General features: G+C 45.5%; 17 protein-coding genes. 14 read left to right on the forward strand and 3 right to left on the reverse strand.

The window, feature by feature from the left end; genetic code table 11:
- Positions 1-58 precede the first annotated feature (58 nt).
- Both IRE19_RS03380 and IRE19_RS03385 read right to left on the reverse strand, forming a co-directional pair.
- Positions 59-658: a hypothetical protein gene (locus IRE19_RS03380; RefSeq protein WP_203339343.1), complete on the reverse strand. Its 600-nt coding sequence runs from the start codon at positions 656-658 to the stop codon at positions 59-61.
- Positions 659-716: 58 nt separating this feature from the next.
- Positions 717-1331, reverse strand: a complete 615-nt coding sequence (locus IRE19_RS03385) for a CPBP family intramembrane glutamic endopeptidase (RefSeq protein ID WP_203339344.1) — start codon at positions 1329-1331, stop codon at positions 717-719.
- Positions 1332-1550: 219 nt separating this feature from the next.
- On the opposite strand from IRE19_RS03385, the gene IRE19_RS03390 reads away from it, so the two are divergent.
- Positions 1551-1739: a hypothetical protein gene (locus tag IRE19_RS03390; protein ID WP_191714488.1), complete on the forward strand. Its 189-nt coding sequence runs from the start codon at positions 1551-1553 to the stop codon at positions 1737-1739.
- A gap of 392 nt (positions 1740-2131) precedes the next feature.
- Positions 2132-2992: an NAD(P)-dependent oxidoreductase gene (locus IRE19_RS03395; RefSeq protein ID WP_191713917.1), complete on the forward strand. Its 861-nt coding sequence runs from the start codon at positions 2132-2134 to the stop codon at positions 2990-2992.
- A gap of 42 nt (positions 2993-3034) precedes the next feature.
- Here the strand turns inward: IRE19_RS03395 and IRE19_RS03400 are convergent, their stop codons facing one another.
- A complete protein-coding gene (locus IRE19_RS03400; protein ID WP_191713918.1) occupies positions 3035-3496 on the reverse strand; it encodes a YkyB family protein in 462 nt (153 codons plus the stop codon).
- A 233-nt stretch (positions 3497-3729) separates the two neighbouring features.
- On the opposite strand from IRE19_RS03400, the gene fadH reads away from it, so the two are divergent.
- From fadH to IRE19_RS03460, 12 genes are all read left to right on the forward strand, one after another.
- The gene (gene fadH / locus IRE19_RS03405) at positions 3730-4497 is read left to right on the forward strand and encodes a 2,4-dienoyl-CoA reductase (protein ID WP_203339345.1); all 768 of its coding nucleotides are present in this window, start codon (positions 3730-3732) and stop codon (positions 4495-4497) included.
- A gap of 103 nt (positions 4498-4600) precedes the next feature.
- Positions 4601-5044, forward strand: a complete 444-nt coding sequence (gene cbpB / locus IRE19_RS03410; protein ID WP_191713920.1) for a cyclic-di-AMP-binding protein CbpB — start codon at positions 4601-4603, stop codon at positions 5042-5044.
- Between the two features lie 180 nt (positions 5045-5224).
- Positions 5225-6703 carry an MDR family MFS transporter gene (locus IRE19_RS03415; protein WP_203339346.1) on the forward strand — a complete coding sequence of 493 codons (1479 nt, stop codon included), beginning with the start codon at positions 5225-5227 and terminating at the stop codon, positions 6701-6703.
- Positions 6693-7568, forward strand: coding sequence for a transcriptional regulator CcpC (gene ccpC / locus IRE19_RS03420; protein ID WP_203339347.1), 876 nt, complete (start codon positions 6693-6695; stop codon positions 7566-7568). Before IRE19_RS03415 ends, ccpC begins: the two co-directional genes overlap by 11 nt.
- A 67-nt stretch (positions 7569-7635) precedes the next feature.
- Positions 7636-8349 carry a 2,3,4,5-tetrahydropyridine-2,6-dicarboxylate N-acetyltransferase gene (gene dapD, locus IRE19_RS03425; RefSeq protein WP_191713923.1) on the forward strand — a complete coding sequence of 238 codons (714 nt, stop codon included), beginning with the start codon at positions 7636-7638 and terminating at the stop codon, positions 8347-8349.
- 12 nt (positions 8350-8361) lie between these two features.
- On the forward strand, positions 8362-9477 hold the full coding sequence (locus IRE19_RS03430; protein ID WP_203339348.1) for an N-acetyldiaminopimelate deacetylase: 1116 nt from the start codon (positions 8362-8364) through the stop codon (positions 9475-9477).
- Positions 9478-9715: 238 nt separating this feature from the next.
- Positions 9716-12073 carry a DUF8725 domain-containing protein gene (locus IRE19_RS03435; protein WP_203339349.1) on the forward strand — a complete coding sequence of 786 codons (2358 nt, stop codon included), beginning with the start codon at positions 9716-9718 and terminating at the stop codon, positions 12071-12073.
- On the forward strand, positions 12070-13005 hold the full coding sequence (locus IRE19_RS03440; protein WP_203339350.1) for an ATP-binding cassette domain-containing protein: 936 nt from the start codon (positions 12070-12072) through the stop codon (positions 13003-13005). The genes IRE19_RS03435 and IRE19_RS03440 overlap by 4 nt, the downstream gene beginning before the upstream one ends.
- Positions 13002-13844: an ABC transporter permease gene (locus IRE19_RS03445; protein WP_191713927.1), complete on the forward strand. Its 843-nt coding sequence runs from the start codon at positions 13002-13004 to the stop codon at positions 13842-13844. Before IRE19_RS03440 ends, IRE19_RS03445 begins: the two co-directional genes overlap by 4 nt.
- A 12-nt stretch (positions 13845-13856) precedes the next feature.
- The gene (locus tag IRE19_RS03450; RefSeq protein WP_203339351.1) at positions 13857-15284 is read left to right on the forward strand and encodes a DUF8809 domain-containing protein; all 1428 of its coding nucleotides are present in this window, start codon (positions 13857-13859) and stop codon (positions 15282-15284) included.
- Positions 15285-15298: 14 nt separating this feature from the next.
- Entirely contained in the window at positions 15299-16291 is a 993-nt protein-coding gene (locus IRE19_RS03455) for an AAA family ATPase (RefSeq protein WP_203339352.1), read from the forward strand.
- Positions 16288-17148, forward strand: a complete 861-nt coding sequence (locus IRE19_RS03460) for a DUF58 domain-containing protein (protein WP_203339353.1) — start codon at positions 16288-16290, stop codon at positions 17146-17148. Before IRE19_RS03455 ends, IRE19_RS03460 begins: the two co-directional genes overlap by 4 nt.
- Positions 17149-17152 lie beyond the last annotated feature (4 nt).

Genomic DNA, 17152 nt, shown 5'->3' on the forward strand with positions numbered 1-17152 from the left:
TTAAAAGGCCATCCGGAATTTTCCGGATGGCCTTTTTGTGGACTTGCAGAACAATGGTTTATTGCGCTTTTGCTTTAATGGTTTTTCCCATAGCGAGAAATTCTTCAGTGGCGTTGACAGTGCTATCGTCAAAAATAGTTAAACGGACCAGCAAATCATCTTTTTCATAGACAAGGCCTGTCACGCTGCCTTCTGAACTTGGAACTTTCCATGCAGTCGACTGAGTATAGCCGGATCCGTCAAAATCCGTAACTTCAACAGCTTCCTCATCTGGACTTACAGCCTGAAGAGTTTGGATCATGGTTTCTTCTGCAGTGGTGAAATCGGTTTCTTCGGGTGTGAATGTTTCAATTCGCATAAAGACAGCTGGATGATCCTTTACATAAAGAGAATCTTTTTTTGGCTCTTCTGCTGTCAGTTCATACCCTTCAAGGACGTGCATTTCAAAATTCTGTCCGTCACTCTGAGTCAGTGTTCCTTCAGGTTCGGCCGCATCAGTTGCCGGAGTACTGTCGTCCGTTTCTTCCTGAACGACTTCTTCTGCTGCATCCTCCGGTGTCGGTTCCGTTTCTTGATCTGTTGTATTCGTCGATCCACAAGCAGCTAACAATAATCCGGTGGTGAGAATGGATGACAGGATGAATAAATTCTTCTTCATAAAAAAACCTCCCTATCGGTTCGTCTAAGTAGACGTTCGACAAGAAGGAATGTTTCGTTTAAACAGGCAATGGCAACACCAGGAATAATAGGACGATCATGACCAGGTGAGCGATAATGATGACTGGCAGGCTCTTTTTCCATTCATAGAGCAGACCGAGAACCAAGCCGGCAGCAATTCCAGCCCAAACCCCAGGCCAAAAATTACCTAAGGCAAGTGCAGAACCGAACAGAATCGAACTGACGAGAATTGACCAGGGGGTGGAGAGGTATTGTTTCAGCTTTTGCTGAACGAGGCCTCTCCAAAAAATCTCTTCTCCGGGGACGATGATGAACATCAGCAGCAAGTAATGCCAAATTGAGAAGGGGGAGAAGTCGGACAGGAAAGATTTAACTGGTCCCGCAACATCGATGGGTGTCAGGAGAAGCAATTGGAAACCAATAGCAATAAGCCCATACAGAAGTGTCCCGTACCCCAATCCGTAAATTAACGATTTCCACGTAACAAGCTCATCATAGATTTTAACGAATATGATAGCGGCGGACATTAAAGTCAACATCGCAAATGTGTACATATACCAGAAAATAGAAGTGTTTTCGAAAGCTAAGTTGTATAAAAAGAAAGCCAATGGCAGCATGAAAATCAAGGTATGCTGCTTGAAAAAATTAATCATGTAAATCCTCCTAAAAATCAAAGCCGTGCTTAATTACGCAAATGGTGGAATGGACAAAGATGTCCGGTTTGTATTGTTGCTGTATACTGTTTACTGGAACAGAGTTTTGTAATCTGTCTGGAGATAACCCGAAAAATGCCGGATATATACGATTTATATCATCCGTCTAGTATTATAACAGAAGGGGTTACTAAAACTATGGCAAAAGGAGAACAATTCATGACTGACTATAACCAACTGCTTGAAGACTTGAAGAACGGTGAAATTGAATCGATCACTATTCAAAAGGAAGATTTTCTTGATTTCCGGACTGTGCTGATCGCACGTGAAGATTTTAAGCATTTCAGAGGCACAGCTTACCATCTTGGACTGACTGTCTATACTTATACAGAAGAACCCTCTAAGTGAGTTTTTTCCGCAGCCATCAAGTATTTTAAAGGAACAAAGCAGCTTAGATATTCTTGAAAGCCATAAGGTTGATTAAATAAAAATAAAAAAAGGTAAATATTTTAAATGAATATGTTTAAAGTGTTTATGGGAAGGGGATAGTATACTTGAACACAGCAACATTCTCATTTCCCCCTTTTGTGGTCGGTCCGTTATGCGGGTCGGCTTCTTTTTTTATGCAAAAATCAGTCGGCTTCCGCTTTTCTGTTGTCCAGACTCCGGCGCCCAGCTTCTCGGCGTCTTAAGTCAACCCGACCCCGTGGCACAAAACGCAACACGGCCGCTTCCACTTTTCTTTAGTTTACGGAAGATTTTTGCTAAACTGAGAACATCAACAAAAGGAGGAACTACATATGAAGCTCGGATTTATTGGAACTGGTGTTATGGGCAATAGCCTGGTCAAACATTTATTGGATCACAAACATGAGGTCTCCATTTACACTCGAACAGCTAAAAAAGCCGAGAATCTAGTAGAAGCTGGAGCTGTTTTGCTGGCATCACCGCAGGAAGTAGCTGAAAAAAGCGAAGTTATTTTCACAATGGTCGGCTATCCCTCCGATGTGGAACAAGTTTATTTTGGGGAACAAGGATTGTTGAAAAACGCGAAAGCAGGAACCGTGCTTGTAGATATGACCACTTCCCAGCCTTTGTTGGCACAACGCATTTTCGAAGCCGCTGCTGCGAATGGGCTCCACGCATTGGATGCTCCGGTATCCGGCGGGGATATCGGTGCTAAAAATGGAGTATTGTCCATTATGGTCGGTGGTGAGAAAGAGATTTTCAAACAAATATCCCCGATACTGGATCTATTTGGTGAAAATATCGTCTTCCAAGGACCGGCAGGTTCTGGACAGCATACTAAAATGTGCAACCAAATTACGATTGCCAGCAATATGATCGGCGTCTGCGAATCGCTCATTTATGCCAAAAAAGCAGGGCTTGATCCAGAACGTGTCTTGAGATCTATTTCTACAGGTGCAGCTGGCTCCTGGTCGTTGGCAAACTTGGCACCGAAAATGATCAATGAAGATTTTCGTCCCGGGTTCTACATCAAGCATTTCATCAAAGACATGAAAATCGCTGCAGAAGAAGCGGAGAATCTGGGATTGCAACTTCCTGGCCTCCGTTTGTCATTGAGTATGTATGAAGAATTGGCGGCTCAGGGCTATCAGGATAAAGGCACCCAAGCACTCATCAAGCATTATGAAGCATAAAAAAGCCGGAAACCTTTGGAGGTTTCCGGCTGATAACCGTCATCAATCAAAATAAGATTTTTTTGGTGAATAAAATCGATCAACTTGCCGAGGCTGATAGGATTTGGTGAAATTGGAAACTGTTGTTTCTTTTTTCTGTGGTTCCAATCCTGTCAAGACGCGCAAGGTTTCCTTTGCCACTTTTAAATTCATCCGGCTTGGAGGATTGCGGTACGTGTCATCTAAATGGCCTAAATGCTCGAGTGATGCGAAATCTTCTTTTTTCGGGAGCATATGAAAATAATAATTGCCACATTTTACGAGGACTGAAGATTGTTGTTGGCTTTTCTGGGGATTTTTGCTGAAGTGCAAACCGATTTTTTGAGCGCGTTGCTGTTCAATCATCAAATTTAAAGCTTCTTTTTTCAGGGCATATAAGTATTGATTGTCAGGAGCAGTTTTTGCGTGCCGGTTAACGGTAAAAATGGCTTGTGCGATATCTGAATCTGATTTAGAAGAGGTCATGGACTCATTCCTTTCATCCGAAATTACGTCTGGTTCGACTTTATCATATCAAAATTTCCAGGCACTGTATACCGAAGGGCATGGTCAATAAAAGGGAAAAGCACGTCTTGTATCGAACTCTATTAATCAAGTCGAATTAAATAAATCCCGATTGAATTTCAAAGGGCTTGTGACTATCATAAGAGGGACTCGTCAATTCGGCATATAAAGGATAATCAAAAGGGGATGTTTGAATGTTCACGGATAAAACAATGATTGTTACAGGTGGATCAAGTGGTATGGGCTTGCACATGGCAAAAAAATTCGCTTCAGAAGGGGCCAATGTCGTCATTACCGGACGGGATATGGAAAAATTGAACGAAGCAGTGAAAGCGATTACAGGAGAGCGGGGATCGGTTGAAGTTTTCCAAATGGATGTCCGCGAACCTGAGCACGCCAAAGCAATGGTCAAGTTCGCACACGATAAGTTTGGAAGAGTGGATGGACTTGTAAACAATGCCGCAGGCAATTTTATTGTTCACGCAGAAAAGCTGTCGCCTAATGGGTGGAAATCGGTGATCGACATTGTGTTGAACGGAACTTTCTTTTGTTCCCATGCAGTCGGCAATTACTGGATTGAGAACGGCACAAAAGGAAATATCCTGAATATGCTTGCTACCTACGCCTGGAACGCTGGAGCGGGTGTTGCGCATTCAGCTGCTGCAAAAGCAGGTGTCATGTCGTTGACCCGCACATTGGCTGTAGAATGGGGTACGCAGTTTGGCATCCGTGTCAATGGAATTGCCCCTGGGCCAATTGAACGGACAGGTGGAGCCGACAAACTTTGGGAATCTGAAAAGGCGGCGAAGCGGACAATAGAATCTATTCCGCTTCGCAGGCTCGGTAAACCGGAGGAAGTGGCAGAACTTGCAGCCTTTATCATGTCGGAAAAAGCATCTTATATGAATGGAGAAATCGTTACTTTGGACGGGGGACAATGGCTGAATAAGTTTCCTTTTTAAGGGATTCTGCGCAGCAATTCAATAGTGTCCATAAACACGATGTGTTATGATGAAACCTGAATGGTTGGCATCCAATATAGGCGCTGCAAAAGGAGTAGAGCACATGATTTCATTACCAAGCAGAGATTTTCTAGATACACCAATCGAAGACTATATCATTTCTTCCGAGAAAGTTGCTCATGTACAGATGGGAAACAGTGCTGAACATGCATTGCTCGTACTGACCAAGACGGGCTATTCCGCAATTCCGGTTTTGGATTCAAAATACCGCTTTCGGGGTTTGATCAATGCACAACGGATTACTGATGCGATTCTTGGATTGGATCATATAGAATACGAACGGCTTCCAGACATCCGTGTGGAAGATATCATGGAAACAGATCTGCCCTTGATCCACGTCAATGAACGTTTTCAAAAAGCGCTTGATATGGTCATCAACCAGAACTTTCTTTGTGTAGTTGATAATGAAGGAATGTTCATGGGGATTTTGACGCGGCGTGTTGTATTGAAACAATTGAAAAAACAAATTTATCAGCTGAAGAATTGAATAAGGCAATAATGGAGAAGGTCTCGTTTTGAGGCCTTTTTTATGCTTAAAAAAGGATGGGGTATTTCCCATACGAGAGATATTATGAGCGCAGGCCACTACTCAACCGTGTAGGAAACTGCATTAGATCAACCCCGGTTGGTGCTGCTAATTGGAGATAGTCGAAAAGAGGTCTGTTCAATGGAAAATTCAAAAAGGCCGCTGATTTTGGCTTCTGTCATGCTGGCCATGTTCGTCAGTGCGGTTGAGGCCACAATCGTCTCGACCGCAATGCCTAGCATTGCTTCTGAGCTGGGCGGCTTTTCAAAATACAGTTGGGTGTTCTCAGCTTATTTACTGATGAGTACCGTAACGGTTTTAATTTACGGGAAATTATCCGATATTTTTGGGCGAAAGCGGGTATTCGCTTTTGGCATGCTGCTTTTTTTAGTCGGTTCGCTTTTATGCGGATTAGCCAATTCTATCGAAGAATTGATATTTTATCGCTTTATTCAAGGCATGGGGGCAGGGGCAGTCATGCCGATTGCCACGACTATTGTCGGTGATATTTATTCCATGGAAGAACGTGCAAAAATACAAGGGTATTTATCGAGTGTCTGGGGAATTTCAGCAGTCACTGGACCGGCAATCGGCGGAATTCTTGTGGCGACCATCGGATGGGAATACGTCTTCTGGCTGAATCTTCCCCTTGGCATCGTCTCTCTTCTTGGCGTGATGCTGTTTTTAAAGGAACCCGCAAATACGAAGAAACCGGCGATTGACTATAAAGGGGCATTCTTATTAACGGCCGCTTTATCAAGCTTGCTGTATTTATTGGTTGAAGGCGGCGTATCGTTTGATTGGTTATCCAGGCAATCGCTCATTTTAGCGGCAGCTAGCCTAGTGCTTATCGCATTGTTTGTCTGGGCAGAACAGAAAGCTGCCGATCCGATGATGCCTTTTGAAATCTGGAAGAATAAGACCATTCTGTATGCCAATCTCGTATCTTTGGCGACCGGTGTCATTTTAATCAGCATATCCAGTTATTTGCCGACCTATGTGACCGGGGTGATGGAACAGCCTGCAGCTATTGCAGGCTTCACTCTGACCGCGATGTCGATTGGCTGGCCACTGGCCGCTTTCTTCTCGGGAAGGTTGCTGCTGAAGATCGGCTATTTCAAAACATCTTTAGCTGGCGGGATATTCCTGGTAGTGGGAACTTTATTGTTTGTCTTGATGCAGCCAGGCTTCGGTCCTTTATGGGCAGCCATGTCGAGTTTTTGCATCGGAATCGGAATGGGTCTGACCAGCACAGCCTTTATCGTTTCGATACAGGCTGCCGTTTCCTATGAACAGCGAGGATCGGCGACGGCCTCGAATATGTTCATGCGGAATTTAGGCAGTACGATTGGCGTGGCATTGCTCGGCAGCATACTTAATAGTTCTCTGCTGCGTTATTTTGCTGACAATGGCGAGAATTATTCGTTAAGCTCAATCAATGATTTATTGAGCGTGGACAGCCGTGCCGGCATTTCAGCTCAAACACTGGATTTTCTGCAGCAGGCATTGGCTGGTGCGCTCCAGAATGTGTACGTGGTTACCGCTTTTTTCGCGCTGCTCAGTTTTATCCTGATCTTTGGGCTTCGCGGACAGAAAGGAATGAAAAACAGTGTCAAATGAAGAATTGATCATTAAAGTGCTTGCGGAAGAAGGCAATATGAGAAAAGCGGCTGAGCGGCTATTTTTATCTCAGCCGGCTTTATCCCAGCGTCTTCAGACAATCGAGAAGGATTGGGGACAGCAATTGTTCATCCGTTCTCAAAAGGGATTATCTCCTACACCAGCTGGAGAATTGGTGATTCAATATGCTAATGAAACCATTCAGCGTAAAGAAGAAGTTTTCGAAGTGCTGCACACATTGACCTCAAAAGTTCATGGCACCTTGAAGATCGCGTGCGCTACAATCATCGGCCAGAACTGGCTGCCCAAAGTGCTGAAGGATTTCGTGACGCTTTACCCGGAAGCCAAAATTCAATTGATTACCGGCTGGAGCTCTGAAATCGTCCGTTCGCTGTACGAAGGAGAAGCACATATCGGAATTGTACGGGGCCATACAGATTGGAAAGGGCCGAAACTCCATTTATTCAAAGATACGTTGTATCTTGTAGATAAGGAAATTCGATCATTGGAAGAGTTGCTTCAGACGGACCGGCCTTTCATTCAGTTTAAAAGCGACTCGACTTATTACGAAGAGATCCAGCAATGGTGGCAAAAGCATTTTGCCTCCAATCCGAAACGGCAGATTACAGTAGACCAGATTGAGACCTGTAAGCAGATGGCCGTCAATGGCATCGGCTATGCCATCCTGCCATCCATTACATTGACCGGCACTGAAGATGTCCATATGATGCCTTTGACAAACAATAAAGAAGAACTTGAATTGACGCGGGATACATGGCTGATTGGCTATGAATCAGCATTCCAGCTTCGCCAAGTAGAGGCATTTGTCAATATAGTCAAAAAACATGCCACTTTATTAAGGTGAAGCGGATGAATTATTATGCAATATCAGATATAATAACAGCATCACATAATAGAAAGAGGTTATATTGATGAAACAGATGGATGCAAATGAAATTATCTCGTACATACAGAATGCCAAAAAATCTACACCCGTTAAAGTATACATAAAAGGACAGGGCGTCGCTGATTTGGATTATGGAACAGATTCCAAAGTATTCGGAGAAGGCAGTTCAGTTACTGTATTTGGTGAATGGGCAGATATTCAAAAGGCATTGGAAGCGAATGCTTCTGTCATCGAAGATTCGGTTGTAGAGAACGACCGCAGAAATTCAGCCATTCCATTATTGGATATGAAAAACATCAACAGCCGCATCGAACCGGGTGCGTTTATCCGTGAAAACGTGGAAATCGGCAATAATTGTGTCATCATGATGGGCGCTGTCATCAATATCGGTTCTGTTATCGGAGATGGAACAATGATCGATATGGGCGTTATATTGGGCGGCCGTGCAACTGTCGGAAAAAACTGCCATATCGGAGCCGGCGCTGTACTAGCCGGCGTTATCGAGCCGGCATCAGCTACCCCTGTCATCGTCGAAGATAATGTGATGATCGGAGCCAATGCAGTAGTTCTTGAAGGGGTTCGCATCGGCAAAGGCGCCGTAGTTGCTGCAGGGGCTATCGTGATTGAAGACGTTCCTGAAAACTCGGTAGTGGGTGGAACGCCAGCTCGCGTATTGAAATTGATGGATGAGAAAACACGTTCGAAAACTGAAATCAAACAAGAACTAAGACAGCTGTAATCGGTGAATCCAATGGAATTAGTGAAAATCAGAAGAGATCTGCATCAAATTCCGGAAATTGGTTTTCAGGAAATTAAAACACAGGCTTATCTATTGGAAGCCATTTCGCGGTTGCCTCAAGAGCGGCTGGAAGTAGTGGAATGGCGTACCGGCATCGCGGTTAAAGTACGGGGCAGTTATCCCAAGAAGCGGATTGGCTGGCGTACGGACATCGATGCTCTGCCGATTACAGAAGAGACCGGATTCGATTTCAAATCGACTCATCCCGGATATATGCATGCCTGTGGACATGATGTCCATATGGCGGTAGCACTCGGGTTGCTTGAAAAGCTGATTGACAAACCCATCAAGGATGATGCCGTGATTTTGTTTCAGCCTGCAGAAGAAGGTCCAGGAGGAGCATTGCCATTTCGTGAATGGCTGAAAAATGACAAACCGGATTTTCTTCCGGACGTGATTTGTGCGCTGCATATTGCGCCTGAGCTGCCGGTCGGTACAGTCGGCACCCGGCCTGGTTTGCTGTTTGCCAATACGTCCGAGCTGTTTATCGACCTCCGGGGCAAAGGCGGCCATGCAGCCTATCCACATTTGACGGAAGATATGGCCGTTGCTGCTGCTTCGTTATTGATTCAGCTGCAGACCATCGTCAGCCGCACTGTTAATCCGATGGACTCTGCCGTTCTGACGGTCGGCAAAATGACTGTCGGAACGGTGCAAAATATTATTGCTGAGCATGCACGTTTGGAAGGGACAATCCGTACGCTGAACAGTGAATCTATGGTTCATATGAAGCGACGGATTGAAGCCATCTGCCGGGCTGTCGAAGAAGCCAATCATTGCAAGGTCACCATCGATTACGGTTCAGGATATTTGGAAGTCAATAATAACGAGGCACTGGCGGAGAAGTTTCTCCGTTATGCCAGCGAATCTGAAGGCATTCAAGCCATTCGCAGCGAAGCAGCTATGACAGGCGAAGATTTTGGTTACTTTACCGAACAGCTGCCAGGACTGATGTTTTGGGCAGGAGTTTCTTCACCTTATGGATTGCATCACGCGAAACTGAATCCGGATGAAAAAATTCTGGACTTAATGCCAGGGTTTATCCATGGATTCATGTCAGAATTGTAGGGCGGACAGCTTAGGCTGCCGTTCTTTTTTATGGAGAAAAATAGGAAGGGAGAGAGGATGAACGTTTAACCGCCAGCCCAGGAAAAAAGGCATTACAACAAGATGCCTGTCTTCCTATTTTACGGGTACTGCAACAAGCACTTATTCGTTAAAAATAACTGAAAAATTGTTATGAGAAAATGGAACTATTTAACTTAGCCAGCGTACTAATAAAGAGACAAGAAAAAGGGGGATCAACATGCACAAACGCTTGCTGGCATTTTTGGTTTTTGCATTATTTATCAGTTTGTTTATTGTGCCGCAGGTAACATTGGCAGCACCGCAAATCACGGTGGATTCCAGCGCCGGTTTTCAAAATAAGGTCAAGTACGAAAAAGGGCTGCCGCTGCAATTTACAGTGACCAATCAAGGCTCTGCATTTTCCGGAGACCTCGTACTGAGCTATTCTGAAACCTATAATCTTGGGGCCGGTCTGGCGATGCCGATCGAGCTGGCTGAAGGCGAAAGCAAGACCTTGCAGATTGCCTCATCCGGATTGTCGGATATGTATTACACAGGAGGTCCAGGAGACCAAAACATCTTTGTATTTGAAGGTGGCTGGGAAGACGGAAAATCCATTGCCTTCAAAGGTGCAAAGATGGTACAGCCTTCCTATTATTCGCCCATGACGTTATTTGTAGCCACCTTGACGGATAATCCGGACCGTCTGTTGCCGTTGAAGCAACTGGCGGTTCCGGCAAGCGAAGGAGTGGAAGTGTTTCATCTAAACCAATTAAAAAACTTCTCATTGCCGACAGAAGCACAGGCTTGGGACATGATCGATTACTTGGTCATTGATGAGTTTGCCTTTAGTGATTTGCCGGATCCGGCACAACAGGCAATTCTGCAATGGATGCAGCAAGGCGGCAACATGATCGTCGGTTCATCCAGCAGCGTAGAAGCTGAACTTGGCAGTTTAAGTGAATACTTGCCATTGGAACTGGGGAATTCGATTGAAGCAGCCGTTCCAGGGTTGGAGAAGCCAGTACCTGCATACGAAGCGGTAGCTAGAGAAGGAGCCGCTGTCAAGCTGCAGAAAGATGGGCAGGTTTTTGCTGCGACCCAGCCAGTGGGTACCGGAAGTTTGACGCAGCTGAGCTTTTCTCTTGGAGATGAAACAGTTTCTGCCCAAAAGGGCTATAGCAAGATGATGTCGAACTTCTTTCCGACGTCGTTGAATGCTTACAATTCTATGGGCGGCCAATCGATTCTTGATTACATGAGCTATGAAGTGGGAGATGTCAACGAGCTATTCGACAGTTTTGCTGTGTCACGTCCGTTTATCCTTGCTATCATTTTGCTTTATATCCTGTTGATTGTGCCTGTTCTTTACATTGTCTTGAAGAAAAAAGACAAACGGGAATATGCCTGGTTCATCATTCCGGGAATCGCTTTACTGACCTCGATCGGGCTCTTCGCATATGGTGCCAAAGATCGGATCGGCAATCCGCAGATTCAGCAGACCGGTTTTTTTGAAGTGGACGTGGACAGCGGATTGAACGGTTATTATGTCAATTCCTTGTTATCAAACCGCGGCGGGAATTATCAATTCACCGCACCTTCATCGACTACCATGACTTATCGCATGGCCAGTGAACTTTCAGGCACACAGCCTTACCTTTCTGCGATGATGGAGAAAGGGGCTGCCAGCAACCAAATGACTTTGCGTGATATGCGCTATTGGTCTGTAGAGTCCATCATGGGCCAGTCGTATATTGAAAACAGTGGGGATTTCACCATTGACTTGGAAGTGGCTGAAGAAAAAATTTCAGGAACAATCCGCAATAATTTTCCATTCGCTGTCGAAGACGTCTCAATTTGGACAGGGACACGCCTTTTGGATCTGGGTGATTTGAACCCGGAACAGGAACTATCAGTGGACGAGAAAATCCAGTCGGCTATTTTGTCCCCTGCCGCTGCTATCGGCCAATCCTATGGCTATATGCCGATAGCGGATCTGAAAGAACTGGAAAAAGCCCGACGCCAGACTTTGCTCTCGACATCCTATGAACAGATGTCACAGAACGGCAAAACGCCTTATGTGATTGCTTATACAAAAGATGCCATCGTTCCAATTACTCTTGAAAACCAGCGTGCTTCAGTGGATTCTATTCATTTGATTGCGCAAAGCTTTAAGCCGAAATTGTCCTTAAGTGGAGATATTACGCTAAATGCTGATGCTCTTGGAATGGAAATCAACGGTACCACTACCAATGCCTATGCTGAAAACATATCTCCCGACCCCTATCTGTATTATTTGCCAGAAGGCGAGTATGACATGGCTTATACACTGCCTGAGGACATCGAGAAGGACAAATCTGCCTGGGATGAGCTGTCTGTCATTACTTCGGGGCAAAGCTTGAGCGTTTCCATTTTGAATGCGGATACCGGGAACTATGAAGAAATCACGGACTCCAATAAAAAATTCACCGATACGGCTAAAAATTATGTGGGGCCGGAAGGGACGGTGAAATTTAAGCTGAAAATGCCTGTGAATTCAGCAAACCCTGAGGTCGTCGTGCCGAAAGTCAAATTGAAAGGAGTGATTACTCCGTGATTGAAACCATCGGATTAACAAAAAAATACGGTTCTTTTTATGCGCTTCAGGACTTGAACTTAATAGTAGAAGACAGCACGGTATTTGGATTTGTCGGTGCGAACGGCGCCGGGAAATCAACCACCTTTTCGATTTTGGCGACTCTTCTGCAGCCGACTTCAGGGGATGCATTCATCAATGGAGTGAGCGTTACTAAAAATCCCCAGGAAGTCAGAAAACAGATCGGCTATATGCCGGATTTCTTCGGTGTCTACGATCAGCTGAAAACTGAAGAGTACTTGGATTTTTATGGTGCGAGCTATGGCATTAAGCCGAAAGAAAGGGCTGCATTGATTCCGAAGCTTTTAGAATTGGTGAATTTGGAGCACAAGCGTTATGACTATGTCGATTTGTTGTCGAGAGGAATGAAGCAACGGCTATGTTTGGCCCGCGCCTTGATCCATGATCCAAAAATCCTGATTCTTGATGAACCGGCTTCCGGTCTTGACCCGCGTGCCCGTGTGGAAATGCGGGATATTTTAAGAGAGCTGAAAGCGATGGGCAAAACCATCCTGATTTCTTCCCACATCCTTCCGGAGCTTGCAGAAATGTGCGACAGCATCGGCGTTATCGATAATGGCAGATTGATTGCGCAAGGCTCTGTCCATGATATCCAAGCGCAACTGCAAAGCGAAAAAGTGCTGCGCGTTAAAGTAATGGGAGATACACAGCCGGTTGTTCCATTTTTTGAAATGGATCCCTTCGTATCTCAGATTGAAGAACAGCGTGACAAAAACACGATTCAGTTTTTCTACCGGGGAGCAGAAGAAGACCAAATGCGGATGCTGCAACGGGCAATTGAACAAAAAATTCCGATCCTGTCATTTTCAGAAGAAGAAACCGATCTGGAAGATGTCTTTATGGCGATCACAAAAGGAGTGGAAATTGGATGAAAACCCTTTCTGCCAATCCAGTATTAATTAAGGAACTTAAATTGCGTTTCCGTAATTTGAAAAGTTTTACGGGCATCCTGTTCTATTTGATAGCCATGAGCGTTTTTGTTTTCGGTTTCATCTTTTTGGCCACCTCGCTGACGGGAAGCGGATTCTTCCGTCCTGATGAAAGCTTTATGCTGTTCAGCAGCATGACCTATATCCAGCTGGGGCTGATTTTATTCATCACTCCGGCATTGACGGCAGGAACCATCAGTTCGGAACGTGAAAAACAGACCTTGAATATTCTGCTGACAACATCTCAAACATCTTTCCAAATCATTTTTGGAAAGATGACATCATCCATCGCTTTTCTACTGTTGATGATTGTATCTGGGCTGCCTATATACAGTCTGGTATTCTTGTACGGAGGGGTTTCTCCCAGCCAATTGCTTTTCATTTTCCTATTTTATCTGCTGACACTGTTGGCATTAGCCAGCATCGGTGTCATGTTTTCCACATTAATCCGTAAAACGATTGTCGCGATCATTGCGACCTATGGGGCCATGATCTTCTTTGCCGGCGTCACTGCATTTTTCCTGCTGATTTCGGTCCAAGTATCTCAAATGGGCACTGCAGCACCGTCTATGTCGCCAATGGCCCATTTCTGGGCTACCATCAACCCGCCGGCAGTGCTGCTGACTTTGCTGCAGCCGACGATGGAAGGGCAGTTGCAGAGCTTGACGATGATTCCGGTTCCACTATGGATCGGCTATACGATTTTTTATATTCTGCTGACTGTTTTCTGCATTTTCATGGCGGTCAAAAAGCTTCGCGTCAATATGAATAAATACAAATAAGGAGGGATTCCCATGAACAATCGCGACATCCATAAGTATGTCAAAAAGACAGACAAGCTATTGAAAATGCTCCATTTTAGCCGCACTCTGCAGTCCGCTTTAGTTGCAGGCCTTGTTTTGGCAGTGGCTTTGCTGTTGGTGTCGCGCTTGTTCGTGCTTCCTTATTATGAATTTTATGCATATGCTGCGGGATTTTTTGCTGTAGGAAGTTGGCTATTACTGTCGTTCAAAAACTTGCCGAACCTTCAGCAGGCAGTTCAGGAGTTGGACCGGTTCACACCACATAATCAGCTGCTGACGGTGTGGAGGCTGACCGAAAAAAATCCTTTAACAGAAGAGTTGACTAAAAAGACTGCACAAACCGTTCCTTTCAGCTATCAATTGTTCCGTAAAGAACGCAAAGCCTGGCTGCGGCCCAAGTGGTTGATTGGGACTGTCGTCAGTGCGACTTTAATGGTACTGCTCCTGATCTTTCCGAGCAATTTGCAAAACCAGGCCAATGACGTAGAAAAAGAGCTCGAATTGGTGGAAGACATAAAAAAAGAAGTTGATGAAATGAAAAAACAGGCAGAAACAGAAATTGTGAAAAAAGAATTGGATGCATTAAAAACAACGATTGAAGATGAAAAAGACCCTGAAGCGGTATTGAGAGAAGTGGTGAAAAAGCAAAAAGAATTGGACTTGAAGGAACGGCAACTGGCTGGAAAAAAGGATGCAAGTGCCGAAACAATGTCCAAAGACATTGGGAAAGCTGCTGATCAATTAGCTGAACAAGCCGGAAACACCCAAACAGCTTTGAGCAATATGGGGAAACCGGTAGCATTTCCTCTGCAGCAGACTATCGCTAACCGTGAACAATCAACACAAAAAAATCCAAGTGAATCTGAAACCGGCAAATCTTCTGAGGGAACAGGTGACGCCGGCAGTTCCGATGCAAACGGCCAATCATCCGATAACGAAGAAGGAAAAGAAGGCGAAGGTGAGAGTAAGGGCCAGGGCCAAGGACAGGGTCAAGGTCAGGGTCAAGGTCAGGGTCAAGGCCAAGGACAGGGTCAAGGTCAGGGTCAAGGCCACGGTCAGGGTCAGGGTCAAGGCCAAGGTCAGGGTCAGGGTCAAGGTCAAGGTCAAGGACAAGGCCAAGGACAAGGACAAGGACAGGGGGCTGGCAAGGGCAAGGGCAGCCGGGATTTATTGACCGTCCCTTCCCGAATTGGCGGTGAAGGCGAAACAGCAGTGGACAGTGGCGAAATTGGCGAAGTCAAGGCTGCGGGAGAGCAGCAAGGAGCCGTTCCCGCCACAAAAGGCACAATCCAGCCGTATGAAGAGGTCGTGGGCGATTATTCGGATGCCTATTTTTCAAGCGCGGACCGTCTGCAATTGCCGCCTGATCTGCAGACCATTGTAGAGCAGTACTTTACGGATATTGAAACCGACAAATAGAAAAGAGGGGTCTCATGACATACACAACGGATCAATTTACAGAGATGAGCCAATTGCTTCAGGAAGTCAAAGAAGAGATTGGACGCTTTATCGTCGGCCAGGAACGGGCTGTCGAGTTTTCTTTATACGCGATTCTAGCGGATGGCCATGCGTTGCTAGAAGGGCTTCCAGGGCTTGGCAAGACGATGCTGATCCGGACCATTTCAGACGTGCTCGATTTGTCGTTTTCAAGAATTCAGTTCACTCCTGATTTGATGCCCTCGGATATTACAGGGACCAGTCTGATCGAGCGGGATGCAGAAGGGCGGCAACAATTTACGTTCCGGGAAGGGCCGATATTTCACCAAATGGTGTTGGCTGATGAAATTAACCGGGCTACTCCTAAAACACAAAGTGCATTGCTTGAGGCGATGGGAGAAAAAACAGTGACGATTCTTGGCGATACGAAAAAGATGGCACGCCCATTTTTTGTATTGGCAACACAGAATCCGATTGAAATGGAAGGTACCTATCCGTTGCCGGAAGCACAAATGGACCGCTTCCTATGCAAAATACTGGTTTCTTATCCGACACGCAGCGAATTGGCTGAAATCAGCCGCCGAACGACAGGAGCCCAAACAATCAGCCTCAGCAAAAAGATGAATACAGAAGGGTTGATCGAGGCACAGCAGATGGTAAAAGAAGTGCTGATGGCAGATGATATTTTGATGGTGGCTGTGGATATTATACAAAATACCCATCCTGAGCATTCAGAACATGAAGCGATCCAGCAATTTGTCCAGTATGGCAGTGGACCACGCGGCTTGCAGAGCCTGATTCGTTTGGCTAAGGCGCGTGCTTTAATGGAGGGGCGTTACCATGTATCGATTGGGGATTTGAAGTATGTGGCCAAACCGGTACTTCGGCATCGCATGCTGTTGAATTACGAAGCTGAAGCGATGGGCAAAGAAGCGGACGAGTTGATTGACTTGGTGCTCAGCAATGCTGGAAAAGGCGTTGTAAAATGATATTGTTGAATCTGCCGGCCGATTGGGGTTCACGTTTGAGCCGTTATGCCATTGGAACAAAGGCGAAAATCAGGGGCCACCATAAAGGGTCACATCGTTCTATGCGGTTTGGCAGTTCGCTGGATTTCTCCGATTTTCGGGAATACCATCCAGGAGACGATGTCCGCCACATTGACTGGAACGTTTACGCACGGACTGAAAGGGTCTACATCAAACGGTTTTTGGATGAACAGGAAATGCGTATCCACATCTTGTTAGACAGCTCCAAGTCAATGGACAGCAAATGGCTGTTTGCCAAACAGCTGGCCTTTTCTTTGGGTCTGATGGCGTTGTCGAGCGATGACCGCTTGACGGTTTCAGCTGGACAAAAAGAGACGGTTCCTTTTCGGAAAAAAGGAAAATCAGCGAGAAAGCTGTTCGAGCATTTTATGGCTTCTATGCCGGAACCGCTAAATCTGTCATTCGCAAAACAGGCAAGTTTTCATGCTGCAAAAGACTCGACTGTATTGTTCATCCTATCGGATGGATTGGAACCGCTGGAAGACTGGCAGGTATTCTTCAAACAAGCTCCTGCTTATGCGCATGATATCCGCTTTATCCATATTACGACGGAAGACGAACGGTCACCTTCGTATAAAGGGGATCTTCGCTTTATCGATGATGAAACCCAGGAGGTATTGAACGTCACAGTTACAGAAGAAGCGCTTCGTGCATACCGGAAGCAAAGTGAGCTTCACACCAAAGGGCTGGAATCGCTTTGCCGAACATATGGAATCGCTTATTTGCCGGTACAGGCAGAAGAAGGAATCGAGCAGGTACTTTTTCAGCAGATGGTTCGGAAAAATTGGATTAAATGAGGTG

Source organism: Planococcus beijingensis (assembly GCF_016820615.1).
In the GTDB taxonomy this organism is placed as follows: Bacteria; Bacillota; Bacilli; order Bacillales_A; family Planococcaceae; genus Planococcus; species Planococcus notacanthi.

Coding starts and splice junctions, on each gene's coding strand:
- IRE19_RS03445 (WP_191713927.1), top strand. CDS start 13,002: ATGAAAACCCTTTCTGCCAATCCAGTATTAATTAAGGAACTTAAATTG.
- IRE19_RS03435 (WP_203339349.1), top strand. CDS start 9,716: ATGCACAAACGCTTGCTGGCATTTTTGGTTTTTGCATTATTTATCAGT.
- IRE19_RS03415 (WP_203339346.1), top strand. CDS start 5,225: ATGGAAAATTCAAAAAGGCCGCTGATTTTGGCTTCTGTCATGCTGGCC.
- fadH (WP_203339345.1), top strand. CDS start 3,730: ATGTTCACGGATAAAACAATGATTGTTACAGGTGGATCAAGTGGTATG.
- IRE19_RS03455 (WP_203339352.1), top strand. CDS start 15,299: ATGACATACACAACGGATCAATTTACAGAGATGAGCCAATTGCTTCAG.
- IRE19_RS03400 (WP_191713918.1), bottom strand. CDS start 3,496: ATGACCTCTTCTAAATCAGATTCAGATATCGCACAAGCCATTTTTACC.
- dapD (WP_191713923.1), top strand. CDS start 7,636: ATGAAACAGATGGATGCAAATGAAATTATCTCGTACATACAGAATGCC.
- IRE19_RS03460 (WP_203339353.1), top strand. CDS start 16,288: ATGATATTGTTGAATCTGCCGGCCGATTGGGGTTCACGTTTGAGCCGT.
- IRE19_RS03385 (WP_203339344.1), bottom strand. CDS start 1,331: ATGATTAATTTTTTCAAGCAGCATACCTTGATTTTCATGCTGCCATTG.
- IRE19_RS03395 (WP_191713917.1), top strand. CDS start 2,132: ATGAAGCTCGGATTTATTGGAACTGGTGTTATGGGCAATAGCCTGGTC.
- IRE19_RS03430 (WP_203339348.1), top strand. CDS start 8,362: ATGGAATTAGTGAAAATCAGAAGAGATCTGCATCAAATTCCGGAAATT.
- IRE19_RS03390 (WP_191714488.1), top strand. CDS start 1,551: ATGACTGACTATAACCAACTGCTTGAAGACTTGAAGAACGGTGAAATT.
- IRE19_RS03380 (WP_203339343.1), bottom strand. CDS start 658: ATGAAGAAGAATTTATTCATCCTGTCATCCATTCTCACCACCGGATTA.
- IRE19_RS03450 (WP_203339351.1), top strand. CDS start 13,857: ATGAACAATCGCGACATCCATAAGTATGTCAAAAAGACAGACAAGCTA.
- cbpB (WP_191713920.1), top strand. CDS start 4,601: ATGATTTCATTACCAAGCAGAGATTTTCTAGATACACCAATCGAAGAC.